A 20,811-nucleotide genomic window follows, 5' to 3' on the forward strand; every position below is an offset into this window, starting at 1 on the left:
ATCGCACGACCGTGCCACCCGTCGATGCCTCCGGACAACGGCTTCGACGTGAAGGACATCGACAGTCGTCAGATGCCCATAGTGGGACACACGGTGTGGCCGTCAGGTCGTCTGCACCTACCAGAGTCGGACGACGCCGCCGAACCGTTTGGCCAGTACGTCGAGACCCCACAGCCCGACCGTGGGTGACGCGGCTGCCTAACCGTGCGCTTGACCGGCCTGCCCAGAGTCAGGATGAGTGCGGCCAGTGCGTCCGCGTCTCCCACGCCGGCCGCTGAGGCTCGTCGTTGTGCACGACGATGTCGGCGTGCTGGGTCGGCCGGGCCGTAGCGAGGTAGAGCTGCTGGGAGGGGATGTAACGCTCCCGCCAGCGCCGTTCGACGTGGGCCCGGGTCGACACCCGGCGCTCCCGGACCACGGCACGATCCACGGTCTTGTCGAATGCCGTCGACACGAAGACGCGCAGCTCCCACCGGTCGACCAGTTCCGGGCGCAGGAGGAAGACGCCGTCGAGGACGAGCACGGCGTCGGTCGGGGCGGTCACGACCGGCGGGGACAGCACGGCATCCGTTGCGCTGTCGTAGACCGCGGGTTGGAAGCGTCGATCTCCGCCCGGCCCCAGCGGGTCGAGTAGAACCCGCTTCAGCGCCTGATGGTCGTGGGTGTCGTGGTAGCAGCCAACGGCTGAGTACTCGCCGCGCGGATAGCGCTGCGCCCGAGGAAAGAGGAAGTCGTCGATCGTGGCGCGGATGACCTCGCGGCCCTGTGCGCGCAGGACGACGGCCAACTCGTCGGCGAGAGTGGTCTTACCAGCGGCGGGCGCTCCGTCGACGGCAACCCGCGTCGGGTGGCCGACTGCGACGGCCCCGACTGCCTCAGCCAAACGAGTGATCAGCTCGTCGCGGGTGCCTTGAACCATGTCCGGCCCCCTCCTCACGTCACCGCTCGCCGGTCGGGCCGGGATTGGCGCCCTCGTTGAAATCGGTCACATCACGTAGGGTCTTCCGATGGTCGCACGGTTTCTGGCGTACCTCCGCCCGCCGCTTGTCGTCTGCGGACACCTGGTTGCTCTGGTGTTGCTCGTCCTGGACGCGCGCCGTGAATGGAGTGCGTACGGGCTTGTCGTGCTCCTCCTGTTGCTTGGTGCGCTCGCCGCGATACCAGCGGCGCTGGTCGACTGGCCAGGGTTCCGGGTGATCAGCCTGATCGCACAGACCGTCGGAGCCGGCGTCATCGCGTTGGCTCTCCATGACTCGGCCGACAAACGGGCTCTCTGGGTTTACGTGCTGTCCGCCCTGGCGGCGGTGATCTCACCGATCAGCCGACCAGGGCTTGGCCGGACGACAGTGATCGGCGTGGGGACGGCGCTGGTGCTCACAATCGGCGTGTCGGCTCCAGCACTGGCCTGGGGTGGTAGCCAGCCCGAGGCGGTGGTTTGCGTGCGGGAGGGGCAGTCCGCTGAGGAGCTGATTAGCGAGAGCCACCGTTTCGACCCGAACAACGTGGTTGCGGGCTTCGGGTCGGAAGGGCCGCAAGCGCCGTGCCTGGAAGTGCTGTTCGATCCCGGTGCCACCGCTGGCGACGCCGACGACGTCGTCCGCCGCTACTCCGTAGACCCGAGGGTTACGTCCGTCAGCCGGACACGCTGACGCTCACCGCACAGGTGCGCCAGTTCGCGAGTGCCATGAACCATGTCAGCCGCCCTGCCGGCTCAGGGGCGGCAGGCGGTCTTGATGGTGTCGACCCATCGAGCGCGTCGTTGTCTCCGTCGTGCAGCTCTGCACGGATGCCGTCCCAGTCCTGGAAGCCGCCCATCAGCCCTCCCCTCCGTTACCTCTCGAAGGCAAGGCAACCCTCGCACGCGATTTCGGCGACAGGATGTCGTTCTCCCACCACCGCGTCCAGGCAAGGGTCGATATCCGTGGCAGCCGCCGTCAGGACGGTGCGAGCAGTCGGATCTCGCAGCGGATCCCGTTGGCCTTGGCGAGCCGACCATCGCCGGTCACGAGTGGACAGGCCAGCAGCTCCGCTGCCGCGACATACGCTGCGTCGTAGGCCGTGACATTGCTTCGCAACTGCCACATCCGGTCGAGCAATCGCAAGACGTCAACCTCGTCGATGACCAGTGAAGGCAGAGCATCGACGGCCTCTTGAGCGCGGGCAGGGCTCAGTTTTCCGCCGAGGGCTTTGCCTCTGATCACCGACATGACTTCCACCAGAAGATGACCTGGCGCCGCCCAGTGCGGATCTGCGTAAAGTTCCGCCCGCGCCGCGTCGCCTACCGGCCCGTCGTCGACGAGAGCATCAGCCAGGACCGAAGCGTCCACGACGATCATGCGGCACTACCCCTCGGCCCTCGCTGCTCCCGCTGGTCTGTCAGCTCCGCAGAGCTCTCCCCCGGAAGGGCTCGAGTGCCATCAGAACGGCCGGCGAAGCGATCAAGGGTCGCTGTGTTGCGCAGACGTCGAGCCTGCGTCTCCACCAACTCCAGCAGGTACGCCTGGAGCGACTGCCCGCGTTCCTTGGCCTGGGCAGCCAAGGCATCTCGCACCTCTTCAGGCACGTCCCGAATTTGGATAGCAACCATGCATTCATTATGCATGCATGAATGCCTCGCTACCTGGAAGAAGGCCCTCGCGCCGTCGCCGGCAGCGGGATTTGACCAGGAAGTTTGTGTGGTGGGGCGGAGGTACCACCATGCGAACCACGCCGCCACCATCCCTGGTGATCCGCTGATCCTGATTTTCCAGGGCGCGGCGTCTGGCGACCTCGACCCCGAGCAGCCAAGGCCGCTGACGCATGCGGCCAAGCAGGCTAAACTAATCCCTTAGCTAAGCGAGGAGGTCACGCCATGTCGGCTGAGGCTGTGCACTACAACATGCATGATGCCAAGACCCATCTGTCGCGCATCATTGAACGGGTGGAACACGGCGAGGAGATCATCATCGACCGGGCGGGCACCCCGGTGGCGAAGGTCGTACCGCTGGTCCGGCGGGCCAACCGCACCGCAGTCGGCTCCCTCGCCGGACAACTGGACCTCTCCGGTGACTGGGACTCAGCACAGACCAACGCCGAGATCGCCGACGACTTCGGCATCGGCGCATGAACCTGCTGCTGGATACTCACGTCGCGCTCTGGGCCATCACTGGCGACCCGACTCTCGGTGCCGAGTTGCTCGACCGACTACGCCACGAGCCGGACATCTTTCTCTCCCCGGTCACCCTTTGGGAAATCACCATCAAACAAAGCACCGGAAAACTCACCGGACCCCCTGACCTCGCAGAGCGGGTAAGGGACATGGGCTTTCGAGAACTCCCGGTGACCTACGCCCACGCCATAGCCGCCGGCCGCCTGCCATCGCATCACCGCGATCCCTTCGACCGCATGCTGGTGGCACAGGCAATCACCGAAGGTCTGACCCTCGCCTCCCGCGACGCGTCGATAGCGTTGTACGACGTCGACGTCCTCAAGGTCTGACAGACAACTCGGTCAACGCCTGATACCCGCGAGAGGCCCAGGCCCAACTCGCCCACTGGCCGCCGAGCGGCGTCGGTCGCTTAGCCCCGGCGCACGCCGTGGCCTGCAGCTTCTCGGGTCTCCGACCCCTCCGGTTGGGTATCCGTTTCGGTGGGGCGGGCGGGGCTCGAACCCGCGACCGAGGGATTATGAGTCCCCTGCTCTAACCGGCTGAGCTACCGCCCCGAAACACCGCGCCGGATCTTATCCCGCTCGGCGATCAGCAGCCAGCATGAAGCCGGCCGGTGCCCACGCCTGCGCCAGCACGATGGGCAACAGGAATATAACAGCGTGCTCGGGTACGACCGTCAGCCGGCGCGCAGCTCGTCCAGTACGGCGCCGGCGGCACGCCAGCCGCTGGTGAGAGCACCTTGGATCGATGGGCTGTCCCGGTGGTCACCGGCCACGAAAAGGCCCTCCCCCAGCGCCACCGGCTTGCGCAGCCGTCCCTGCGGCGGTGGCGCGGCGGGTAGCGCCTCGGGAATGGCCACTGTGGTGAGGTGGGTCCAGTCGGCGGTGGAGCGGCCGTACAGCCGGGTCAGCTCGGCCCGGATGGTCGGCTCGGGTGGGGCCGTCGGGCCGACCACCGAGGTGGCGATGAGGTGCCGTCCGGTGGGCGCGTACGTCGTGGTGGCGTTGCTGAGCACCACGGTGTTGGCGACGAGTTCGCGTCGGTCGCCGTCGACGAGCAGGATCGGCTCGGTGAGCGGCGGCTCAGGGGCGCTGTGGTAGTAGGTGGTGTAGCTGTGCATGCGTACCGTCGCAAGGGCTGGCAGCAGCGCGGCCGCGGCGGGCGGGTCGACGGCGACCACGACGGCCCGGCAGTGGATGTCGCCGGCCTGGGTGCGGACCCGGCCCGGGGTGACCTCGGCGACCGGGGTGTTCAGGTCGAGCAGGTCGGCGGGCAGCGGCGCGGCGACGGCCCGGGGCAGCGCGGCCATTCCTTCGGCGGGCAGGCCGATCCGGCCGCGGGCGAAGGAGCGCAGCACCATCGCCAGCACGTGGCTGGAGGTGGAGAGTTCCCGGTCGATGAACACACCGGACAGGAACGGTCGCAGCAGCTCCTCGATGATGGCGTCGGAGAGGCCTGCGCGGCGCAGCGCGGTCTCGGTGCTGGTTTCCGGCGCGTCGAGCAGCCGGGACGCGGGGAGGGTGGCGCAGCCGGTGGCGAGGGCCGCGAAGCGCAGCCGGTCGAGCAGGGAGCCGACCCCGGCGAGCGCGGTGCCGGGCCCGCTGGTGGGCTCGCGCAGCGGGTTGACCAGCCGCAGCAGCTTGTCGCCCTTGCGGACCAGCACGCCGGAGGTGAAGTAGCCGAGGTTGAGCTGGTCGGTGTCGAGCAGCGTGCCGAGCCGGGGGTAGGCGGTGTTGAGCACCTGGAAGCCCCGGTCGATGAGGTGACCGTCGACCACGTCGGTGGCGACCCGGCCGCCGAGCCGACCCTCGGCCTCCACCAGCCGCCAGGGCACGCCGGCGCGGTGCAGCCGGCGGGCGGCGGCGAGGCCGGCCAGGCCGCCGCCGACGATGACCACATCGGTTTCAGCCAGCACCGCGCGCCTCCCGCTCACCGTTCGCCCGGGACAACCGGCCCGGCCACCAGATCTTCGGCCCGATGTCGTACGCGAGTGCGGGCACCAGCAGCGACCGGACGATGATGGTGTCGATCAGTACCCCGATCGCGACCGCCGTACCCAACTCGACGAGCACCACGAGGGGCAGGACGGCGAGGGCGGAGAACGTCGCGGCGAGCACGATGCCGGCGGAGGTGATCACCCCGCCGGTGACGGCGAGGCCGGCGAGCACTCCGGCGCGGGTGCCGCGCTTGACCGACTCTTCGCGGACGCGGCTCATCAGGAAGATGTTGTAGTCGATGCCGAGCGCGACCAGGAAGACGAACGCGAACAGCGGGAACGACGAGTCCACGCCGGGGAAGTCGAAGACGTCGCGGAACAGCAGCGCGCAGAGGCCGAGGGTCGCCGCGAAGCTGAGCAGCACCGTGGCGATCAGCAGCAGCGGGGCGAGCAGCGCGCGCAGCAGCAGGGCCAGGATGACGGCGATGACCGCCAGCACCACCGGGATGATGACGTTCTGGTCGCGCTTCGCGGCGTCCGAGGTGTCCACGTTGATCGCGGTGAAGCCGCCGACGACCGCGTCCGCGCCGGGCACCCGGTGTACGGCCACCCGCAGCTCGCGGATGGTCCGCTCGGCGCCGTCGCTGTCTGGTGGGTCGGCCAGGGTCGCCTCCAGTTGCACCCGCCCGTCGACGATCTTCGGGGCGGCGTTCTCCTGGGGTGGGCCGGTCTGCGGGCCGGCGGTGAGGGGGCGGACGTCGGCGACCCCGGGCACGTCAGTCGCCACCTGGGCGACCTGTCGGGCGGTCTGCTCGGTGGTGAAGATGGTGGCCGGGCTGCCGGTGCCGGCCGGGTAGTGCCGGGAGATGACCTCCTGACCGTCGACCGAGTCGGTGCGCTGGGTGAACAGGTCGGACTGCCCGAGGGTGGTGGCGCCGAGCTGGGTGAGGCCGAGGGTCAGCAGGGCCAGCACGACGGCGGTGCTCAGCCAGATCGGGCGGGCGTGCCGGGCGACGAAGCCGGCGACGCGGCTCCAGATGCCGTGTTCGGCCCGAGGGTCGGCCTGGTCGGCTCGGGGTCGTCGGGGCCAGAATGCCCACCGTCCGCCGAGCACCAGCAGCGCGGGTAGGAAGGTGAGCATCACCAGCAGGGTGGCGGCGATGCCGATGGCGGCGACCGGTCCGAGCGCCCGGTTGGAGTTGAGGCTGGACAGCAGCAGGCAGAGCAGGCTGACGATGACGGTGCCGCCGGACGCGATGATGGCCGGCGCGGCGCCCTTCCAGGCGGCCTTCATGGCGTCCCATGGGCGCTCGTGCCGGTGCAGTTCTTCCCGGTAGCGTGCGATCAGCAGCAACGCGTAGTCGGTGCCGGCGCCGAAGACCAGCACTGTGAGGATGCCCTGGGCCTGCCCGTTGAGCTTGACCACGTCCGCGTCGGCGAGCAGGTAGACGAAGACCGAGGCGAGGGCGTACGACATCCCGGCGGCGAGCAGCGGGAAGATCCACAGGACCGGGCTGCGGTAGACGACCAGCAGGATGACAAGCACCACGACCAGGGTGACCAGCAGCAGTGGTCCGTCGATGGCGGAGAAGACCTCGATCAGGTCGGCGAGCAGACCGGCCGGGCCGGAGACGTCCACGGTGAGGCCGTCCCGGTCCCCGCCGGTGATGTCGCGCAGTTGCTCGACGACGGTGCCGATCTCCTCGCCCTCGGCGTCGTCCACCGGTACGACGACCTGGAGTGCCTGGCCGTCGTCGCTCGGGATGGGCGGGGGCAGTGGGGTGACCACTCCGGGGATCTGGGCGAACCGGGCGGCGTCGGCGCTCACCCGTTGCCGGTCCGCGTCGGTGATCCCGGTGGGCCGCTCATAGACGACCAGAGCCGGGATGGTCTGCCTGTCGACGAACTCGCTGGCGAGGTCCTGGGCTCGGGTCGCCTCGGCGTCGGTGGGCAGGAAGGCGGCGTTGTCGTTGGTGGCGACCTCGCTGAGGCGTCCCGCGTACGGGCCGGACACGCCGCCGATCACCAACCAGGCCAGCACGACCGCCACCGCGATCAGCGTGGCCCTGCCGCCTCGTCCGGACATCCGCCCCTCACACCTCAAGGTTCGACGCGCTCTGAGCGCGGCCACCATCGCCCATCCTGCCGCCCAAACCCGTCGAGACAGTGCGAATCCGGCATACCGTCAGCGTCGATCAAGGAGTTGTGGTGGTGGATGAAACGCGCAAAGCAGGGTGCAACCGGCACCACAACTCCATGATCGACCCTGCGGATGGGGGCAGATACGAAGAAACGCCCGTCGGCCTGAAGCCGACGGGCGTTGGGTGGAGAAGCTCCCCCGATTGGACTCGAACCAATAACCTGCCGGTTAACAGCCGGCTGCTCTGCCAATTGAGCTACAGGGGATCGTGCACCGCCTGACATCGGATCTCGCCGACGCCGTGCGACGGGACAAGAGTACAGGACTTTCCCCCGTGGCGGTCCAGTGGGTTCCACCCCGGCGCCGGTTGATCAAGAGGCGCAGGTCAGGGTCCGCGACGCATCGACAAACAGGGTAAATCGCCATCCCGGCACAACCATGCTTGAGCGGGGAGCAGGATGGGTAGTTAGCTGCGGACAGAGGACGCAGGCGCGAACAGGTCGCCTTCCGACGGGGCAACTCGCCGGGGCGACGGCGCGTCAGGTACGGAAGGAGCCGCCATGCGCGGAAAGATCATGTTTCTTGGCGGGCTGGCTGCGGGATTCGTCCTGGGCGCCCGTGCCGGCCGGGAGAAGTACGAAGAGCTCGTGGTCCGGGGCCGCAAGGTGCTTGACCACCCGACCGTCCAGGAGGCGGCCGGGGTGGCACAGGCCCAGGCCAACAAGCTCTACAGCGAGGGCAAGGACAAGCTCGGCCAGACCAAACTGGGCGAGAAGCTGGGCAACGGCAACGGCAGCACCGGCAAGCAGGAGCTGACCGCCGCCGACGACGCGTTCGCCGGCACGCCCGCCACTGTGGGCGCCAAGGCGGGCACCAGCACGGTCGGCACGACCTCCGGGTCGCCGTCGTCCACGAACCCCCGCACCAAGCCGTCCGGCTCGGGCACGAACGCCAGCACGCTCTGACCAATCGCACGTCGACGGGCCGGTCGCCGCAGGGCGACCGGCCCGCGGTCTGTCCGACGCGCGGTCAGTCCTTGCTGCTGAACGCCGCGTCGAAGGCGGCGCTCGGTGCGTCGAAGGCGAGCCGGCGGACGAACTGCAACGCCTCCGGAGCGCCGACCAGCCGGTCCATTCCGGCGTCTTCCCACTCGACCGAGATCGGGCCGGTGTAGCCGATCGCGTTCAACGCGCGGAAGCAGTCCTCCCAGGGCACGTCGCCGTGGCCGGTGGAGACGAAGTCCCACCCGCGCCGCAGGTCGGCCCAGGGCAGGTGCGAGGCGAGCCGGCCACGCCGGCCATCGCCGGTACGCACCTTCGCGTCCTTGCAGTCCACGTGGTAGATCCGGTCGGCGAAGTCGAAGATGAAGTTCACCGGGTCCAGCTCCTGCCACACGAAGTGCGACGGGTCCCAGTTCAGCCCGAACGCGGGCCGGTTGCCGATCGCCTCCAGCGTCCGCTTCGTCGTCCAGTAGTCGTACGCGATCTCACTGGGGTGCACCTCGTGCGCGAACCGCACTCCCACCTCGTCGAACACGTCGAGGATGGGGTTCCACCGGTCGGCGAAGTCCTGGTAGCCGCGCTCGATCATCGACGGCGGCACCGGCGGGAACATCGCGAGGGTGTGCCAGATCGACGAGCCGGTGAAGCCGACGACGGTCTTCACTCCGAGCTTCGCCGCCGCCCGCGCGGTGTCCTTGATCTCCTCGGCGGCCCGCTGGCGAACCCCCTCGGGCTCCCCGTCGCCCCAGATGCGGCCGGGCAGGATGTCCTGATGCCGCTCGTCGATCGGGTGGTCACAGACCGCCTGACCGACCAGGTGGTTGGAGATCGTGAAGACCTCAAGGTTGTGCTTCGCGAGGGTTTCCTTCTTGCGCTCGACGTACGAGTCGTCGGCGAGCGCCTTGTCGACCTCGAAGTGGTCGCCCCAGCAGGCGATCTCCAGACCGTCGTAGCCCCACTCGGAGGCGAGCCGGCAGACCTCCTCGAACGGAAGATCGGCCCACTGGCCGGTGAAGAGCGTGATGGGTCGCGCCATTGTCCTTCTCCCCTGATGTGATGGGGATTCCTTGTGCGGACCGGGGCGAGGGTGACCGGACGTGCGTGGCACCCGGACGGTCACCGGTGGGTGCGGAGCACACCTGAGCCCGGCGGGTTGCGCCTCCCACCGGGTCACCGGCCACCAGCACGGTCGCCGACCCCCACCCTATTTCCGCAGTGCCCCATCGGGGAAGCCCCGCAGACGGCCGATCATCCGATCATTTCCTCGGGCGCGGGCAGGACAGCCCGTACGGTGAAGCCGCCACCGGCGCGCGGGCCGGCGGAAAACGTGCCGCCGAGCCGCTCGGCGCGCCTGCGTACCCCGAGCAGACCTCGACCGGCGCCCTGGGTGCTGCCGCCGGACGGAGCGGGACCGGCGCCCTCGTCGCGGACTTCGATGCTGATGCCCGCAGCGTCGTAGCGCAGGCGGACCCCGACCGGGGCGCCCGGCGCGTGCCGGCAGGCGTTGGTCAGCGCTTCCTCGATGATCCGGTACGCCACGACGTCGACCGGGCCGGGTAGCGGACGGGGTTGCCCGGCCATGGTCCACCGCACCGGTTGACCGGCGGTGAAGCCCTCCACCAGCGCGTCGAGGCGGTTCAGGCTGGGCGCCGGCTGGGACGGGTCGTCGGGCTCGTCGGGCCGGCCCAGCGCACCGAGCAGCTGATGGCCTCGCGCCAGCACCGTCCCGCGCCACTGCGCGAACAACCCCATGCAGGTCAAGGTACGGCAGCCCGCTGTGAGCCGGGCGGCGGCGTCCACGCAATGTGCCTGCATCCGGGTACCCCGGCAGCGGCGCGGGGGCCAGCCCTACACCGAGGCCCGACCTTTCCGACAAGCCCGCACACCTCGCATGCGGCGCCCGGCGAGATGGCGACCCGGCAGACAAATTGGTGCGAGCGTGATGCCTCTGAGTCATCTTGATGACTCAGAGGCATCACGCTCGTTGGAGACACCGCTCGTCGCGCTTCGACGGTGCGACCGGTCGACGGGGGACGTCGGCCGGGCACGTCGGCGGTCAGGCCGGAGGGGCCGACGACGTGAGCCGCGGCCCCTCCGCTGTCAGGGGGTCAGGGGGCAGTCGGTCAGGGCAGGGTCCACTTCTGGTTGGCCGCGTTGAGGCAGGTCCAGAGGTGCACGGCGGTGCTGTCGGCGGAGTTGTTGCCGGAGACGTCCAGGCACTTGCCCGACGACGGGTTGCGCAGCGTGCCGTCGGACGCGGCAGCCCAGTTCTGTGCGCCGCTGCCGTTGCAGGTCCAGAGCTGGATCTTGGTGCCGTCGGCGGTGCCGCTGCCGTTGACGTCCAGGCACTTGCCGAGCGCCTTGATCGTCGAGTTCGGCGTCACGGTCCAGGTCTGCGAGGCGCTGCCGTTGCAGGTGTAGAGCTGGATCTGGGTGCCGTCGGCGGTGCCACCGTTGCGCACGTCCAGGCACTTGCCGGCCAGACCCTTGATCGGGCCCACCCCGTTCGTGCCACCTCCACCCTTGACCAGGGTGAAGTCGTCCAGGTCGAAGAGCCCCGTGCCGCTACCGGTGAAGGTGAGGTAGAGGTTCTGGGTGCTGGACGGGACGTTGGACAGCGCCGCGGAGACGTTGGCGTAGGTGCTCCAGCTGCCGGTGTTCGGCACCGCGACAGTGCCGAGCACCGGGCCGGTGGCCGAACCGGTGCGCACCTGGATGGCGCCACCAGCGCCGCCGGAGACGACCCGCGCCGTGAACGAGGTGACCCCGGCCAGGTTGACCCCGTTGTACGCGGCCCAGTCACCCGGCTCGATATAGCCGAGGGTCTGCCCGCCGTTGGCGCCCGCCTTGGTGAACGCGGAGACCCCGTTGGCCGAGCTGAAGGCCTCGGCCTGGATCGTGGTGTTCCCGGTCGGCGGCGGGGTGCCGCCCAGCTCCTTGATCCGGATGTTGCGGAAGGAGGCGTCGTCACCGGTGCCGTGGTTCTGGATACCGATGTGACCGGCCAGCGACCGTACCGGGTTGGTGTTGGTGAAGTCGTTGATCTTCACCCCGTTGAGGAAGATCTGTAGCCGCTCGCCCTCGACCAGCAGCTCGTAGGTGTTCCACTCCCCCGGCGCGTTCAGCGCCGCGTCGCGGGCGGCGATGTCGGCGGACTTGTAGGTGTATACCGCGCCGGTGGTGCGGTCGGTCGCGTCGGTGGCGTCGATCTGGATCTCGTAACCGTTGTCGACCGCCGACCACGGGTCACTCGACGGAGGGAACCCGATGAAGATGCCGGAGTTGTCGTCACCGGCCAGCTTCCAGTCCATCTTCAGCGAGTAGTTGGTGAACTGCTTCGCGTTGTACCAGTACAGACCCATGCCGCCGACCGAGGTCAGGGTGGCGTCGGTGTTGGTGAAGCTGCCCGGGCCGGCCTGTGACCAACCGGCCGTCGAGCCGTTGAACAGCGGGGTGTAGCCGGTCTCGGGCCGGCAGTCGGCCTTGCTCCGGCCCGAGGCGTACCGGATGCCGCCGAGCAGGTGGTTCCGGAAACCCGACTCCGCGTACGACGCCTGGGTGTGCCCCGCGCCGGTGTAGAAGGACCGGCCGCCGCTGTAGCTCTTGCACCAGCTCAGCGGGTGGTCGGCGCCCATTCCGCCGCCGGAGTACGACGACTCGTCGAGGGTGGCCAGCACGTGGGCGCTCGACCGGGCGTTGGTGCGGTAGTTGTACCACTCGTCGGTGCGGGTCCAGGTCTGCGGCAGGTGGGCGGTGGCCGCGTGGCCCCGGTCCTCCACCTTCATGTTGGCCTGCTGAATCGCGGGGTGCGAGGCGAACCACGCCCCGACGAGGTTGCCGTAGAACGGCCAGTCGTACTCGGTGTCGGCTGCGGCGTGCACACCCACGTATCCGCGGCCGGAGCCGATGTACGACTCGAAGGCGGTCTGCTGGCTGGCGTTGAGCACGTCGCCGGTGGTGTTGAGGAAGACGACAGCCTCGTACTGGTTGAGGTTGCTCGTGGTGAACGCGGCGGCGTCCTCGGTCGCGGTGACCGTGAAGTTGTTCGCCGCGCCCAGGTCCCGGATGGTCTGGATGCCGACCGGGATCGCGTCGTGCCGGAAACCGGCGGTCTTGGAGAAGACCAACACGTCGTACGGGGCGTCGGCGGCGCTGGCCGGGGTGGCTGGGGTGGTGCAGGCGATGACGGCGAGTGCGGCCATTGCCGCACCGAGGACGGGTCGCAGACGTCTGCGCATATCGCTCTCCTAACTGCGGTTAGGAGGGGCCCCTCGCCTCACACTAGGCGTGCCGAGGGGCCCCCACCTGTCAGCTCAGGGCAGGATCCACTTTTGGTTTGCGGCACCGCTGACGCAGGTCCAGAGGTGGACCGCAGTGCTGTCGGCGGAGCTGTTGCCGGAGACGTCGAGGCACTTGCCGGACGCCGGGCTACGCAACGTGCCGTCGGCCTGGGCCACCCAGTTCTGCGCGGCGGTCCCGTTGCAGGTGTAGAGCTGGATCTTGGTGCCGTCGGCGGTGGCGGCACCCGCGACGTCCAGGCACTTGCCCAACGACTTGATCGTCGAGTTCGGCGTCACGGCCCAGGTCTGCGCCGCGCTGCCGTTGCAGGTGTAGATCTGGATCTGCGTGCCGTCGGCGGTGGCGGCGTTGCGCACGTCCAGGCACTTGCCAGCCAGGCCCTTGATCGGCCCGGCCCCACCGGCCGGGGGCGTCCCGGTCACGAAGGTGAAGGCGTCCAGGTCGTAGAGCGCCCCGGTGCCCGACCCGGCGAAGGTCAGGTAGAGCGTGGTCGTGCCGGTGGGCGGGTTGCTGATCGTCCCGGTGACAGTGGTGAAGGTTTCCCAGCCGCCGGTCACCGGGACCGTGGCCGAGCCGAGCACGGTGCCGGTGGCCGAGCCGGCCCGGACCTGGAGGGTGCCGCCGGCGCCCGCCGAGGAGACCCGGGCGTTGAACGAGGTCACGTTGCCCAGCCGGTACGGCTGGAACGCGATCCAGTCGCCGTTGTTGATGTCGCCGACGGTCTTGCCACCCTCGGCCGGGGTCTTGCTGAACACGTTGATCCCCGACGAGGTGCCGTAGAACTCGGCCTGGCGGTGCCGCGGCGGCAACGTGTGCTGGGTGTGCGTGGTCAGCCCACCGGCGTCGGTGTACTCGGCATCGAAGATCGCGAAGATGTTCGCCGCGTCGTCGTGCTCACCGTCGACCGGGATGGTGATCGAGCCGGAGCAGCCGGTCTTCGAGGTGATCTGGTGGCCGTGCTGGTCGTGGCCGAGCACATAGGTCATCTTGACCTTCGTGCAGTCGATGGTGCCGTCCTCCGGGTCGGTCACCGTGATGCTGTACGGCACCGTGTCCCCGAAGCCGAACAGCTGACCGTTGCCCGGGTTGTTGATCGTGACGGTGGGCGCGGTGTTGCCGACGCTGATCTGCACGCTGCTGCTGCCGGTGGCGCCCTGCGGGTCCCGCACGGTCAGCGTGGCGGTGTAGGTGCCGTTGGCGCTGTAGGTCTTCGTCGGGTTCGCGGCGGTCGAGGTGGTGCCGTCACCGAAGGCCCACGCGTAGGTCAACGTGCCACCCTCGGGGTCGGACGAGCCGGCCGAGGAGAACGTCACTGCGAGCGGGGCCGCACCTGAAGTGCGGTTGGCGCTGGCCTTCGCGGTGGGCGCCCGGTTGCCGCCGCCGACGTAGTCGAAGCGGTAGAGCGCGGAGTTGGCGTCACCGTTGAAGTAACCGGTGCCGTAGTCGAGGACGTAGTAGGCGCCGTCCGGGCCGAACGCCGAGTCCATCACCTGCTTGCCGACCCAGGGGAAGGTGTCGATGGTGCCCCGGGAGCCGTCGGAGTTGACGTGGATCGGCTTGATCCAGCCCCGGCCGAACTCGGTGGCGAAGAACTGACCGTCGAACGACTGCGGGAACTTGGTGGTGGAGGTCGACGAGGCGTTGTACCGGTAGACCGGGCCGCCCATCGGCGACTCGGAGCCGCCGCCGAACTCGGTCGGGGTGCCGGCGTCACCGGCGTACCGGATCCAGGCCGGCTGGGCCGGCGGCAGGGTGGTCAGGCCGGTGTTGCGGAACGAGTTGTTGGTCGGCCCGCCGGTGCAGTTGTACTTCGCGCCGCTGGCGCTGGTCGCGAAGTCGAACTCGTTGTACGTCTCGGTGCTGGTGTTGGTGCCGGTGCAGTACGGCCAGCCGTAGTTGCCCGGTGCCGCGACCCGGTTGAACTCCACCTGGCCGGACGGCCCGCGGGTGGAGCTGGTGGAGCCGGCGTCCGGCCCGTAGTCACCGACGTAGACCACCCCGGTGGCCTTGTCCACGCTGATCCGGAACGGGTTGCGGAACCCCATCGCGTAGATCTCGGGCCGGGTCCTGGCCGTGCCGGGGGCGAACAGGTTGCCTGACGGGACGGAGTACGTGCCGTTGGCGTTCACCTTGATCCGCAGGATCTTGCCGCGCAGGTCGTTGGTGTTGCCGGCGCTGCGCTGCGCGTCGTACGCGGGGTTGCGGTTGGTCCGCTCGTCCAGCGGCGAGTAGCCGGACGACTCGAACGGGTTCGTGTCGTCGCCGGTGGACAGGTAGAGGTTGCCGGCGGCGTCGAAGTCGATGTCACCACCGACGTGGCAGCACACGCCCCGGCTGGCCGGGACGTCGAGCACGTCGACCTTGCTGGACTGGTTGAGCGTGAAGTCCGAGTTGAGGGTGAACCGGGAGAGCCGGTTGACGCCGTCGAAGGCCGAGAAGTCGGTGCCGGTGGCCGGTGCGTCGCCGCCGGGGGTGGAGAGCGGCGGGGCGTAGTAGAGGTAGATGTAGCGGTTGCTGGCGAAGCCCGGGTCGACCCCGACGCCCTGCAACCCCTCCTCGTCGTGCGTGTAGACCGAGACGGTGCCGATCACGGAGGTGGTGCCGTTGGCGTCGGTGCGGCGCAGGGTGCCGTTGCGGGCGGTGTGCAGGACCGAGCGGTCCGGCAGCACCGCCAGCGACATCGGCTCACCCATGTCGGTCACGCCGCGAGCCAACTCGACCTGCTGGAAGTCGCTGGCGACGATCGTGTGTGCCTGGGCGGGGGCCGAGCCGGCGGCGAAGGTGACAGTGCCGGCGGCGACCGCCAGCAGCAGCGCGGATCCGGTGGAGAACCATCGTCGGGACCGTTGTCGGGGAGCGTCCTTCATTGACATCTGTGCTGTCCCTTCCTGACGTGTGACTGCCAGGCCGGGCGCGCGCCGTCGCGCCGGATGCCGTAGCGGTGGTGGGGGGTCGATGGGTTACCGCGCCGCCGGTTCACCTCGACGAAACATCTTCGTGTTGGTCACGACACTAAGTCGCACGTGTCGATGTGTCCATACCTTCCGGCGGTTCAGCATCAACTTTTGTCGATTTGATCGAAAGTCGCCGGTCAGGCGCGTCGGTCGATGGCCTGCCCGGCCAGCGCAACCAGGGCCGCGCGGGCCTCGTCGGCCACCACGGCGTTCTGCAGCGCGGCGAGCGCGGCCTCGGTCCGGACCCGGATCATCTGCTCGATCCGCTCCCGCGCGCCGGTCGCCTCGATGATGTCGCGCAGCTCCGCCGCGCCCTCGGCGTCCAACGCCGGGTTACCGAACAGCTCCCGCAACCGGATGGTCTGGGGCCGGTCTGCGGCGCTGCGGGCCAGCGCCATCATGACCGTGGGCTTGCCCTCACGCAGGTCGTCCAGGACCGACTTGCCGGTCACCGCCGGGTCGCCGAACACGCCAAGGACGTCGTCGCGGAGCTGGAACGCGTCACCCAGCGGGTCACCGAACTCGCCCAACGCGGCGATCAGCTCCGGCCCCGCGCCGGCCAGCGCCGCACCGATCTGCAACGGCCGGGTGACCGTGTACCGGGCAGCCTTCATCCGGATCACGGTGAGCGCGCTGGCCACCGAGCCGTCGCCCACCCCCGAGACCAGGTCCAGGTACTCCCCCGCGATCACCTCGGTACGCATCAGCGCGAACACGCCGTACCCCCGGTGCACCTGCTCGGTGCTGAGCCCGCACTCGTGGAACATCTGATCCGACCAGGCCGCGCAGAGGTCCCCGCAGAGCAGCGCGGTGTTGCGGCCGTACGCCTCGGGGTCACCGCGCCACGACGAGCGGGCGTGCAAGTCGGCGAAGAGCCGGTGCACCGACGGCTCACCCCGGCGGCGGTCGCTGCCGTCCAGGATGTCGTCGTGGATCAGCGCGAACGCATGGAACAGCTCCAGGGCCGCCGCAGCTACCACGATCGGGGTGCCGTCGGCCGCCCCCGCGCCGCGCCAACCCCAGTAGCAGAAGAGCGGTCGTAACCGCTTGCCACCGGCCAGCACGAACCGTTGCAGCGCGGTGAACACGCCCCGCGGCGCCCCGTCCGGCCAGTCCGGGCCCTGTCGGCTGAGAAACCCGGCCAGCTCCGCGTCGAAGCGTGCCCGCAGTTCGCTGGCGTCGGTGGGCGCGACGGTGACCGTCATGTCCGCTCCCCCGAGCCGCTCGCGCCGTCAACGCCTAATCCGGCCAGCTCCAGCAGCAGCGCCTTGACCTCGGTCGCCGCGATCTTGTCCCGGGCCGCGGTCGGGTCGGAGCAGAGCAGCACCGGGCCGTCCGCCGGGTCGGCCGGCAGCCGGCCGTGCGAGCCGCGAACCGCCTGCGCACCGGCGTCCAGGCCGACAGCGCTCATCAGGTACCGCATGCCGAGCTTCTTGCGGGCCAGGGCCACCCCGGCGCGAGCCTTCGCGGCACCGGGGTTCGCCGGGTCGAAGAACAGCTCCGCCGGGTCGTAGCCCGGCTTGCGGTGGATCTCCACGAGCCGGGCGAAGTCCGGTGCGTTGGCGTCGTCCAACCAGTAGTAGTAGGTGAACCAGGCGTCCGGCTCGGCCACCAGCACCAGCTCACCGGCGCGCGGATGGTCGAGCCCGTGTGCGGCCTTGCCCTCGGCGTCGAGCACCTCGGCCACCCCGGGCAGGCCGGCGCAGAGCTTCGCCACCGCCGGCACGTCGGCCGGATCCTTGACGTAGACGTGCGCGATCTGGTGGTCGGCGACAGCGAACGCCTTCGACGTCCACGGGTCGAGGTACTCCATGCCCGCCTGGGTGTGCACCCGCAACAGGCCCTCGGCGCGCAGCAACCGGTTGACGTCCACCGGCCGGGACACGTCGGTGATGCCGTACTCGGACAGCACCACCACTGTGGCGTCCCGGGCCCGGGCGGCGTCCAACAGCGGGCCGAGCACCGCGTCCAGCTCGGCTGCCGCCGCGGCGGCCTGGGCCGACGAGGGACCGAAGCGTTGCAGGTCGTAGTCCAGGTGCGGGACGTAGACCAGGGTCAGGTCGGGTGACACGTCGGCGAGGATCTGCTCGGCGGCCTGGCAGATCCACTTCGACGACGGCAGGGCGGCGGTCGGCCCCCAGTAGGTGAAGAGCGGGAAGGTGCCCAGCCGCCCGGTGAGCGCGTCGTGCAGCTCCGGCGGGTCGGTGTAGCAGTCCGGTTCCTTGCGCCCGTCAGCGTAGTAGACCGGGCGTGGCGTCACCGTCCAGTTGACGTCGGCGCCCATGGCGTACCACCAGCAGACGTTGGCCACCGTGTAGCCGGGTTCGGCCCGGCGAGCGGCCTGCCAGAGCTTGTCCCCGCCGACCAGCGCGTTGTGCTGCCGCCACAGCAGCACCTCGCCCAGCTCCCGGAAATACCACCCGTTGCCGACGATCCCGTGCCCGCTGGGCTGCTCGCCGGTGAGGAAGGTGGACTGCACCGAGCAGGTCACGGCGGGCAGCACAGTGCCCAGCTCGGCTCGGAAGCCGCCGTCGGCCACCCCGCGCAGTCGAGGCATGTGGGCCAGTAGTCGGGGTGTCAACCCCACCACGTCGAGGACCACCAGTCGCCGGCTCATCGCGTCACTCCCATGCTCACGGTTCGGTCTGTGGTCAGGCCGAGGCCGACCAGTTCGTCCCGGGCGAACGCCAGCTCCGCGGCGATGCCGGCGGCCAGCTCCGCGTCGGTGCCGGGCCGTCGTGCGGCCGGCAGCACCCCCCAGGTGTACGTCTCGACGTCGAGGTGGTCGCAGCCGGCGGTCGGGCCGTCGAAGAGCGCTCTCAGGGCCGCACGAAGCACCGGCAGGGTCGAGCCGAGCGGCTCCTCGGGTGGGGCGTGCAGCGGCACGTGGTAGTGCACCCGCCACGGCCCGGGCAGCGCCCGCTCCAACGCCTCGTCCAGGTCGTCGGCCGCGTACGTCGGCTCGGCCGGGTCGGCCAGACCGGCGCAACCGGCGCCCCGGGTCTGGTGCAGGAAGCGCGGCTCCACCCAGCGGCGCAACGCCTCGGCGTCGCGGGCCGGGTCGGCGGCCTCGACAGCGGCCGAGACCTGCACCTTCACCACCGGCAGTCCGGCCGCCCGCAGTCGGTGCAGCGCCTCGGCCGGATCCTCCCAGGCGCAGGCCAGGTGAGCGAGGTCGACGCAGACACCCAGCCGTTCGGTGTCCATCCCGGACAGCAGCGCGGCCGCCTGACCGGTGCTCTCCACCACACAGCCGGGCTCGGGCTCGAAGGCGACGCGCACCTCACGGCCGGTGTCGCGTTGCACGTCGGCCAGGCCGGCGGCGAGCTGGTCCAGTCGGCCTCGGGCCGCGTCGGCCCGGCCGGTGTCCCACGGTTGACGCCAGGCCAGCGGCAGCGTGGAGATCGAACCCCGGGCGGCGTCGTCGGGCAGCAGGTCGGCGAGGACCCGGGCCAGGTCCAGGGTGTAGGTCAGGCGCCGCTCGGTGGTCCAGTCCGGGTGGTACACGTCCTGCTTGACCACCGGGGCCTGGAAGGCCGCGTACGGGAAGCCGTTGAGGGTGACCACCTCCAGACCGCGCGCGTCCAGCTCGGTGCGCAACCGGCGGCGTAGCGTCTGGTCGGCGGCCAGCTCGGCGGCGACCGGGGCGGCCAGCCACAGGCCGAGCCCGAGCATGTCGCTGCCGAGCGCCTCGCGGACCGGCACCGCGTAGGTGTCCAGTTGACCGAGGATCCCGGCGAGGTCCTCGGCCGGGTGCACGTTGGTGCAGTAGCCCAGGTGGACGGTCTCGCCGCCGGCATGTCGCAGCCGCATCAGCTGCCGCCGCGTAGGATCGAGTTGCCGGTCTGCGGGTCCACGGCGGCGGCGGCATCCAGGTCGCTGAGGTCGAGCCGCCCCGACTGCCCGTAGAACTCCACCGGGTTTCGCCACAGCACCTTGTCGACGTCGTCGTCGCTGAAGCCGGCCGCGAGCATCGCCTCGCCGGTGGCTCGGGTCAGCAGCGGATCGGAGCGCCCCCAGTCGGCTGCCGAGTTGACCAGCATCCGTTCCGTGCCGTACTCCCGCAGCAACTCCACCATCCGCTGAGGCGTCATCTTGGTGTCCGGGTAGATCGAGAAACCCAGCCAGCAGCCACTGTCGCGGACCAGCTTCACTGTCACCTCGTTGAGGTGGTCGACGACCACCCGACCCGCGTCGATGCCGGACTCGGCGACCACGGCGAGGGTCCGCTCGCAGCCGCGCGCCTTGTCCCGGTGCGGGGTGTGCACCAGCGCCGGTAGTTCGTACGCCACCGCGAGGGCGAGCTGCGCCGCGAACGCCTCGTCCTCCTCGGGCGTCATCGAGTCGTACCCGATCTCGCCGACCGCCACCACCGCGTCCTTGTCCAGGTAGCGGGGCAGCAGGTCGAGGACCGGCCGGCAGCGCGGGTCGTTGGCCTCCTTGGGGTTCAGCGCGATGGTGGCGAAGTGGCGCACCCCGAACTGCCCGGCCCGGAACGGCTCCCAGCCGATCAACGAGTCGAAGTAGTCGGTGAACGAGGCGGCGCTGGTGCGCGGCTGACCCAGCCAGAATGCCGGCTCCACCACCGCGCGCACCCCGGCAGCGGCCATCCGTTCGTAGTCGTCGGTGGTGCGTGAGGTCATGTGGATGTGGGGGTCGAAGATGCGCATTCACGCCTCCCGGGGCAGTGCGGCGGTGAGCCGGTCGAGCAGGTCGGTGGCGTCGGCGGGCAGGTCACGGCCGGCGGCGTGTCGTTCCGCCGCCAGCGCGGCGAGCATGGCGGTCAGCTCGCTGTCGGCCCGGGAGTCCAGGTCGGCCACCCCGGCCAGGGGTACGCCGCTGAACACGCACTTGAGCACCGCCTGCCGCCAGGCGGCCTGGTCGAGGTGCCGGGCATACGGGCCGAGCGCGGCGGCGACCAACCGGGTGTCGTTGGTCCGGATCGCGTCGTGCAGCAACGGGACCGCGTCGGCGCCGATCGGCAGCAGCGGCAGGGCGCGCAGCACTGCTCGTCGTTCGGCCGCGTCACCGTGCTGGTAGAGGCGCTCGGCGTACGCCGCGTGCTCGCCGGGCAGGCTGGTGAGCAGCAGCACCCGGGCCGCGTCGTCGGCGGTCCAGCCGGGGGCGTCGGGCAGCGCGGCCCGCCCGCAGCGTCGGCCGACGGCGGGAAAGAGCCGGGTGATCGCGGTGGGCTCGGTGGTGACCCGGCGCAGCGCCGTGTCCAGCCAGTCGGGATCGGGTACGCCTCCCAGCGCGGCCCGTAGTGAATCCGGTGTCATCCCGTCTCCTCCCCTTGTGCTACTCCCGGTGCCGGTGCCAGTGCCACGCCACCC

General features: G+C 70.0%; 19 protein-coding genes and 2 tRNA genes. 4 read left to right on the forward strand and 17 right to left on the reverse strand.

Features of this window, described 5'->3' with window-relative positions; all coding sequences use genetic code 11:
* Positions 1 to 229: 229 nt before the first annotated feature.
* Complete coding sequence (locus tag ABZU43_RS30095) at positions 230 to 919, reverse strand: cytidylate kinase family protein (protein ID WP_355009776.1); 690 nt, start codon at positions 917 to 919, stop codon at positions 230 to 232.
* Positions 920 to 1,007: 88 nt separating this feature from the next.
* Between ABZU43_RS30095 and ABZU43_RS30100 the strand changes: the two genes are divergently transcribed.
* Complete coding sequence (locus ABZU43_RS30100; protein ID WP_355009777.1) at positions 1,008 to 1,649, forward strand: hypothetical protein; 642 nt, start codon at positions 1,008 to 1,010, stop codon at positions 1,647 to 1,649.
* Here the strand turns inward: ABZU43_RS30100 and ABZU43_RS30105 are convergent.
* The 3 genes from ABZU43_RS30105 to ABZU43_RS30115 form a co-directional block, all read right to left on the reverse strand.
* Positions 1,633 to 1,815, reverse strand: coding sequence for a hypothetical protein (locus tag ABZU43_RS30105; RefSeq protein WP_355009778.1), 183 nt, complete (start codon positions 1,813 to 1,815; stop codon positions 1,633 to 1,635). The genes ABZU43_RS30100 and ABZU43_RS30105 overlap by 17 nt on opposite strands.
* 119 nt (positions 1,816 to 1,934) lie before the next feature.
* Positions 1,935 to 2,336 carry a type II toxin-antitoxin system VapC family toxin gene (locus ABZU43_RS30110; RefSeq protein ID WP_355009779.1) on the reverse strand — a complete coding sequence of 134 codons (402 nt, stop codon included), beginning with the start codon at positions 2,334 to 2,336 and terminating at the stop codon, positions 1,935 to 1,937.
* Positions 2,333 to 2,587 (reverse strand): hypothetical protein, encoded by a 255-nt coding sequence (locus ABZU43_RS30115; protein WP_355009780.1) that lies wholly within the window; start codon positions 2,585 to 2,587, stop codon positions 2,333 to 2,335. The genes ABZU43_RS30110 and ABZU43_RS30115 overlap by 4 nt, the downstream gene beginning before the upstream one ends.
* Positions 2,588 to 2,851: 264 nt before the next feature.
* Between ABZU43_RS30115 and ABZU43_RS30120 the strand changes: the two genes are divergently transcribed.
* Together ABZU43_RS30120 and ABZU43_RS30125 are read left to right on the forward strand one after the other, a co-directional pair.
* Positions 2,852 to 3,106 (forward strand): type II toxin-antitoxin system prevent-host-death family antitoxin, encoded by a 255-nt coding sequence (locus tag ABZU43_RS30120; protein WP_355009781.1) that lies wholly within the window; start codon positions 2,852 to 2,854, stop codon positions 3,104 to 3,106.
* On the forward strand, positions 3,103 to 3,477 hold the full coding sequence (locus ABZU43_RS30125; protein WP_354824914.1) for a type II toxin-antitoxin system VapC family toxin: 375 nt from the start codon (positions 3,103 to 3,105) through the stop codon (positions 3,475 to 3,477). The genes ABZU43_RS30120 and ABZU43_RS30125 overlap by 4 nt, the downstream gene beginning before the upstream one ends.
* A 151-nt stretch (positions 3,478 to 3,628) precedes the next feature.
* On the opposite strand, the gene ABZU43_RS30130 is transcribed toward ABZU43_RS30125, so the two are convergent.
* The 4 genes from ABZU43_RS30130 to ABZU43_RS30145 form a co-directional block, all read right to left on the reverse strand.
* Positions 3,629 to 3,702 (reverse strand) — tRNA-Ile (locus tag ABZU43_RS30130).
* Between the two features lie 122 nt (positions 3,703 to 3,824).
* Positions 3,825 to 5,063, reverse strand: a complete 1,239-nt coding sequence (locus ABZU43_RS30135) for an FAD-dependent oxidoreductase (RefSeq protein WP_355009782.1) — start codon at positions 5,061 to 5,063, stop codon at positions 3,825 to 3,827.
* Positions 5,053 to 7,170, reverse strand: a complete 2,118-nt coding sequence (locus ABZU43_RS30140) for an MMPL family transporter (RefSeq protein WP_355009783.1) — start codon at positions 7,168 to 7,170, stop codon at positions 5,053 to 5,055. Before ABZU43_RS30140 ends, ABZU43_RS30135 begins: the two co-directional genes overlap by 11 nt.
* Positions 7,171 to 7,417: 247 nt before the next feature.
* Positions 7,418 to 7,490, reverse strand: a tRNA-Asn gene (locus ABZU43_RS30145).
* Positions 7,491 to 7,784: 294 nt separating this feature from the next.
* On the opposite strand from ABZU43_RS30145, the gene ABZU43_RS30150 reads away from it, so the two are divergent.
* Entirely contained in the window at positions 7,785 to 8,189 is a 405-nt protein-coding gene (locus ABZU43_RS30150) for a hypothetical protein (protein WP_269682837.1), read from the forward strand.
* A gap of 64 nt (positions 8,190 to 8,253) precedes the next feature.
* Here the strand turns inward: ABZU43_RS30150 and ABZU43_RS30155 are convergent, their stop codons facing one another.
* The 9 genes from ABZU43_RS30155 to ABZU43_RS30195 form a co-directional block, all read right to left on the reverse strand.
* Positions 8,254 to 9,261, reverse strand: a complete 1,008-nt coding sequence (locus tag ABZU43_RS30155; protein WP_355009784.1) for a sugar phosphate isomerase/epimerase family protein — start codon at positions 9,259 to 9,261, stop codon at positions 8,254 to 8,256.
* 212 nt (positions 9,262 to 9,473) lie between these two features.
* Positions 9,474 to 9,977 carry an ATP-binding protein gene (locus tag ABZU43_RS30160; RefSeq protein WP_355009785.1) on the reverse strand — a complete coding sequence of 168 codons (504 nt, stop codon included), beginning with the start codon at positions 9,975 to 9,977 and terminating at the stop codon, positions 9,474 to 9,476.
* A 371-nt stretch (positions 9,978 to 10,348) separates the two neighbouring features.
* Positions 10,349 to 12,463 carry a ThuA domain-containing protein gene (locus tag ABZU43_RS30165; protein WP_355009786.1) on the reverse strand — a complete coding sequence of 705 codons (2,115 nt, stop codon included), beginning with the start codon at positions 12,461 to 12,463 and terminating at the stop codon, positions 10,349 to 10,351.
* Between the two features lie 75 nt (positions 12,464 to 12,538).
* Entirely contained in the window at positions 12,539 to 15,397 is a 2,859-nt protein-coding gene (locus ABZU43_RS30170; RefSeq protein ID WP_355009787.1) for a PQQ-dependent sugar dehydrogenase, read from the reverse strand.
* A 218-nt stretch (positions 15,398 to 15,615) separates the two neighbouring features.
* A complete protein-coding gene (locus tag ABZU43_RS30175; RefSeq protein WP_355009788.1) occupies positions 15,616 to 16,683 on the reverse strand; it encodes a polyprenyl synthetase family protein in 1,068 nt (355 codons plus the stop codon).
* On the reverse strand, positions 16,680 to 18,095 hold the full coding sequence (locus ABZU43_RS30180; protein WP_355009789.1) for a nucleotide pyrophosphatase/phosphodiesterase family protein: 1,416 nt from the start codon (positions 18,093 to 18,095) through the stop codon (positions 16,680 to 16,682). Before ABZU43_RS30180 ends, ABZU43_RS30175 begins: the two co-directional genes overlap by 4 nt.
* A complete protein-coding gene (gene eboE / locus ABZU43_RS30185; RefSeq protein WP_355009790.1) occupies positions 18,092 to 19,291 on the reverse strand; it encodes a metabolite traffic protein EboE in 1,200 nt (399 codons plus the stop codon). Before eboE ends, ABZU43_RS30180 begins: the two co-directional genes overlap by 4 nt.
* On the reverse strand, positions 19,291 to 20,148 hold the full coding sequence (locus ABZU43_RS30190) for a TatD family hydrolase (RefSeq protein WP_355009791.1): 858 nt from the start codon (positions 20,146 to 20,148) through the stop codon (positions 19,291 to 19,293). Before ABZU43_RS30190 ends, eboE begins: the two co-directional genes overlap by 1 nt.
* Entirely contained in the window at positions 20,149 to 20,757 is a 609-nt protein-coding gene (locus tag ABZU43_RS30195) for an EboA domain-containing protein (RefSeq protein WP_355009792.1), read from the reverse strand.
* Positions 20,758 to 20,811: the final 54 nt, after the last annotated feature.

Origin of the sequence: Micromonospora sp. NPDC005205 (assembly GCF_040608275.1) — a bacterium.
In the GTDB taxonomy this organism is placed as follows: Bacteria; Actinomycetota; Actinomycetes; order Mycobacteriales; family Micromonosporaceae; genus Micromonospora.

Excerpts from the sequence above, each read along its gene's own strand:
- ABZU43_RS30110 (WP_355009779.1), bottom strand. The coding sequence starts at position 2,336 with ATGATCGTCGTGGACGCTTCGGTCCTGGCTGATGCTCTCGTCGACGAC.
- ABZU43_RS30120 (WP_355009781.1), top strand. The coding sequence starts at position 2,852 with ATGTCGGCTGAGGCTGTGCACTACAACATGCATGATGCCAAGACCCAT.
- eboE (WP_355009790.1), bottom strand. The coding sequence starts at position 19,291 with ATGCGGCTGCGACATGCCGGCGGCGAGACCGTCCACCTGGGCTACTGC.
- ABZU43_RS30155 (WP_355009784.1), bottom strand. The coding sequence starts at position 9,261 with ATGGCGCGACCCATCACGCTCTTCACCGGCCAGTGGGCCGATCTTCCG.
- ABZU43_RS30125 (WP_354824914.1), top strand. The coding sequence starts at position 3,103 with ATGAACCTGCTGCTGGATACTCACGTCGCGCTCTGGGCCATCACTGGC.
- ABZU43_RS30115 (WP_355009780.1), bottom strand. The coding sequence starts at position 2,587 with ATGGTTGCTATCCAAATTCGGGACGTGCCTGAAGAGGTGCGAGATGCC.
- ABZU43_RS30140 (WP_355009783.1), bottom strand. The coding sequence starts at position 7,170 with ATGTCCGGACGAGGCGGCAGGGCCACGCTGATCGCGGTGGCGGTCGTG.
- ABZU43_RS30095 (WP_355009776.1), bottom strand. The coding sequence starts at position 919 with ATGGTTCAAGGCACCCGCGACGAGCTGATCACTCGTTTGGCTGAGGCA.
- ABZU43_RS30105 (WP_355009778.1), bottom strand. The coding sequence starts at position 1,815 with ATGGGCGGCTTCCAGGACTGGGACGGCATCCGTGCAGAGCTGCACGAC.
- ABZU43_RS30195 (WP_355009792.1), bottom strand. The coding sequence starts at position 20,757 with ATGACACCGGATTCACTACGGGCCGCGCTGGGAGGCGTACCCGATCCC.
- ABZU43_RS30150 (WP_269682837.1), top strand. The coding sequence starts at position 7,785 with ATGCGCGGAAAGATCATGTTTCTTGGCGGGCTGGCTGCGGGATTCGTC.
- ABZU43_RS30100 (WP_355009777.1), top strand. The coding sequence starts at position 1,008 with ATGGTCGCACGGTTTCTGGCGTACCTCCGCCCGCCGCTTGTCGTCTGC.
- ABZU43_RS30190 (WP_355009791.1), bottom strand. The coding sequence starts at position 20,148 with ATGCGCATCTTCGACCCCCACATCCACATGACCTCACGCACCACCGAC.
- ABZU43_RS30170 (WP_355009787.1), bottom strand. The coding sequence starts at position 15,397 with ATGTCAATGAAGGACGCTCCCCGACAACGGTCCCGACGATGGTTCTCC.
- ABZU43_RS30180 (WP_355009789.1), bottom strand. The coding sequence starts at position 18,095 with ATGAGCCGGCGACTGGTGGTCCTCGACGTGGTGGGGTTGACACCCCGA.
- ABZU43_RS30165 (WP_355009786.1), bottom strand. The coding sequence starts at position 12,463 with ATGCGCAGACGTCTGCGACCCGTCCTCGGTGCGGCAATGGCCGCACTC.
- ABZU43_RS30160 (WP_355009785.1), bottom strand. The coding sequence starts at position 9,977 with ATGGGGTTGTTCGCGCAGTGGCGCGGGACGGTGCTGGCGCGAGGCCAT.
- ABZU43_RS30175 (WP_355009788.1), bottom strand. The coding sequence starts at position 16,683 with ATGACGGTCACCGTCGCGCCCACCGACGCCAGCGAACTGCGGGCACGC.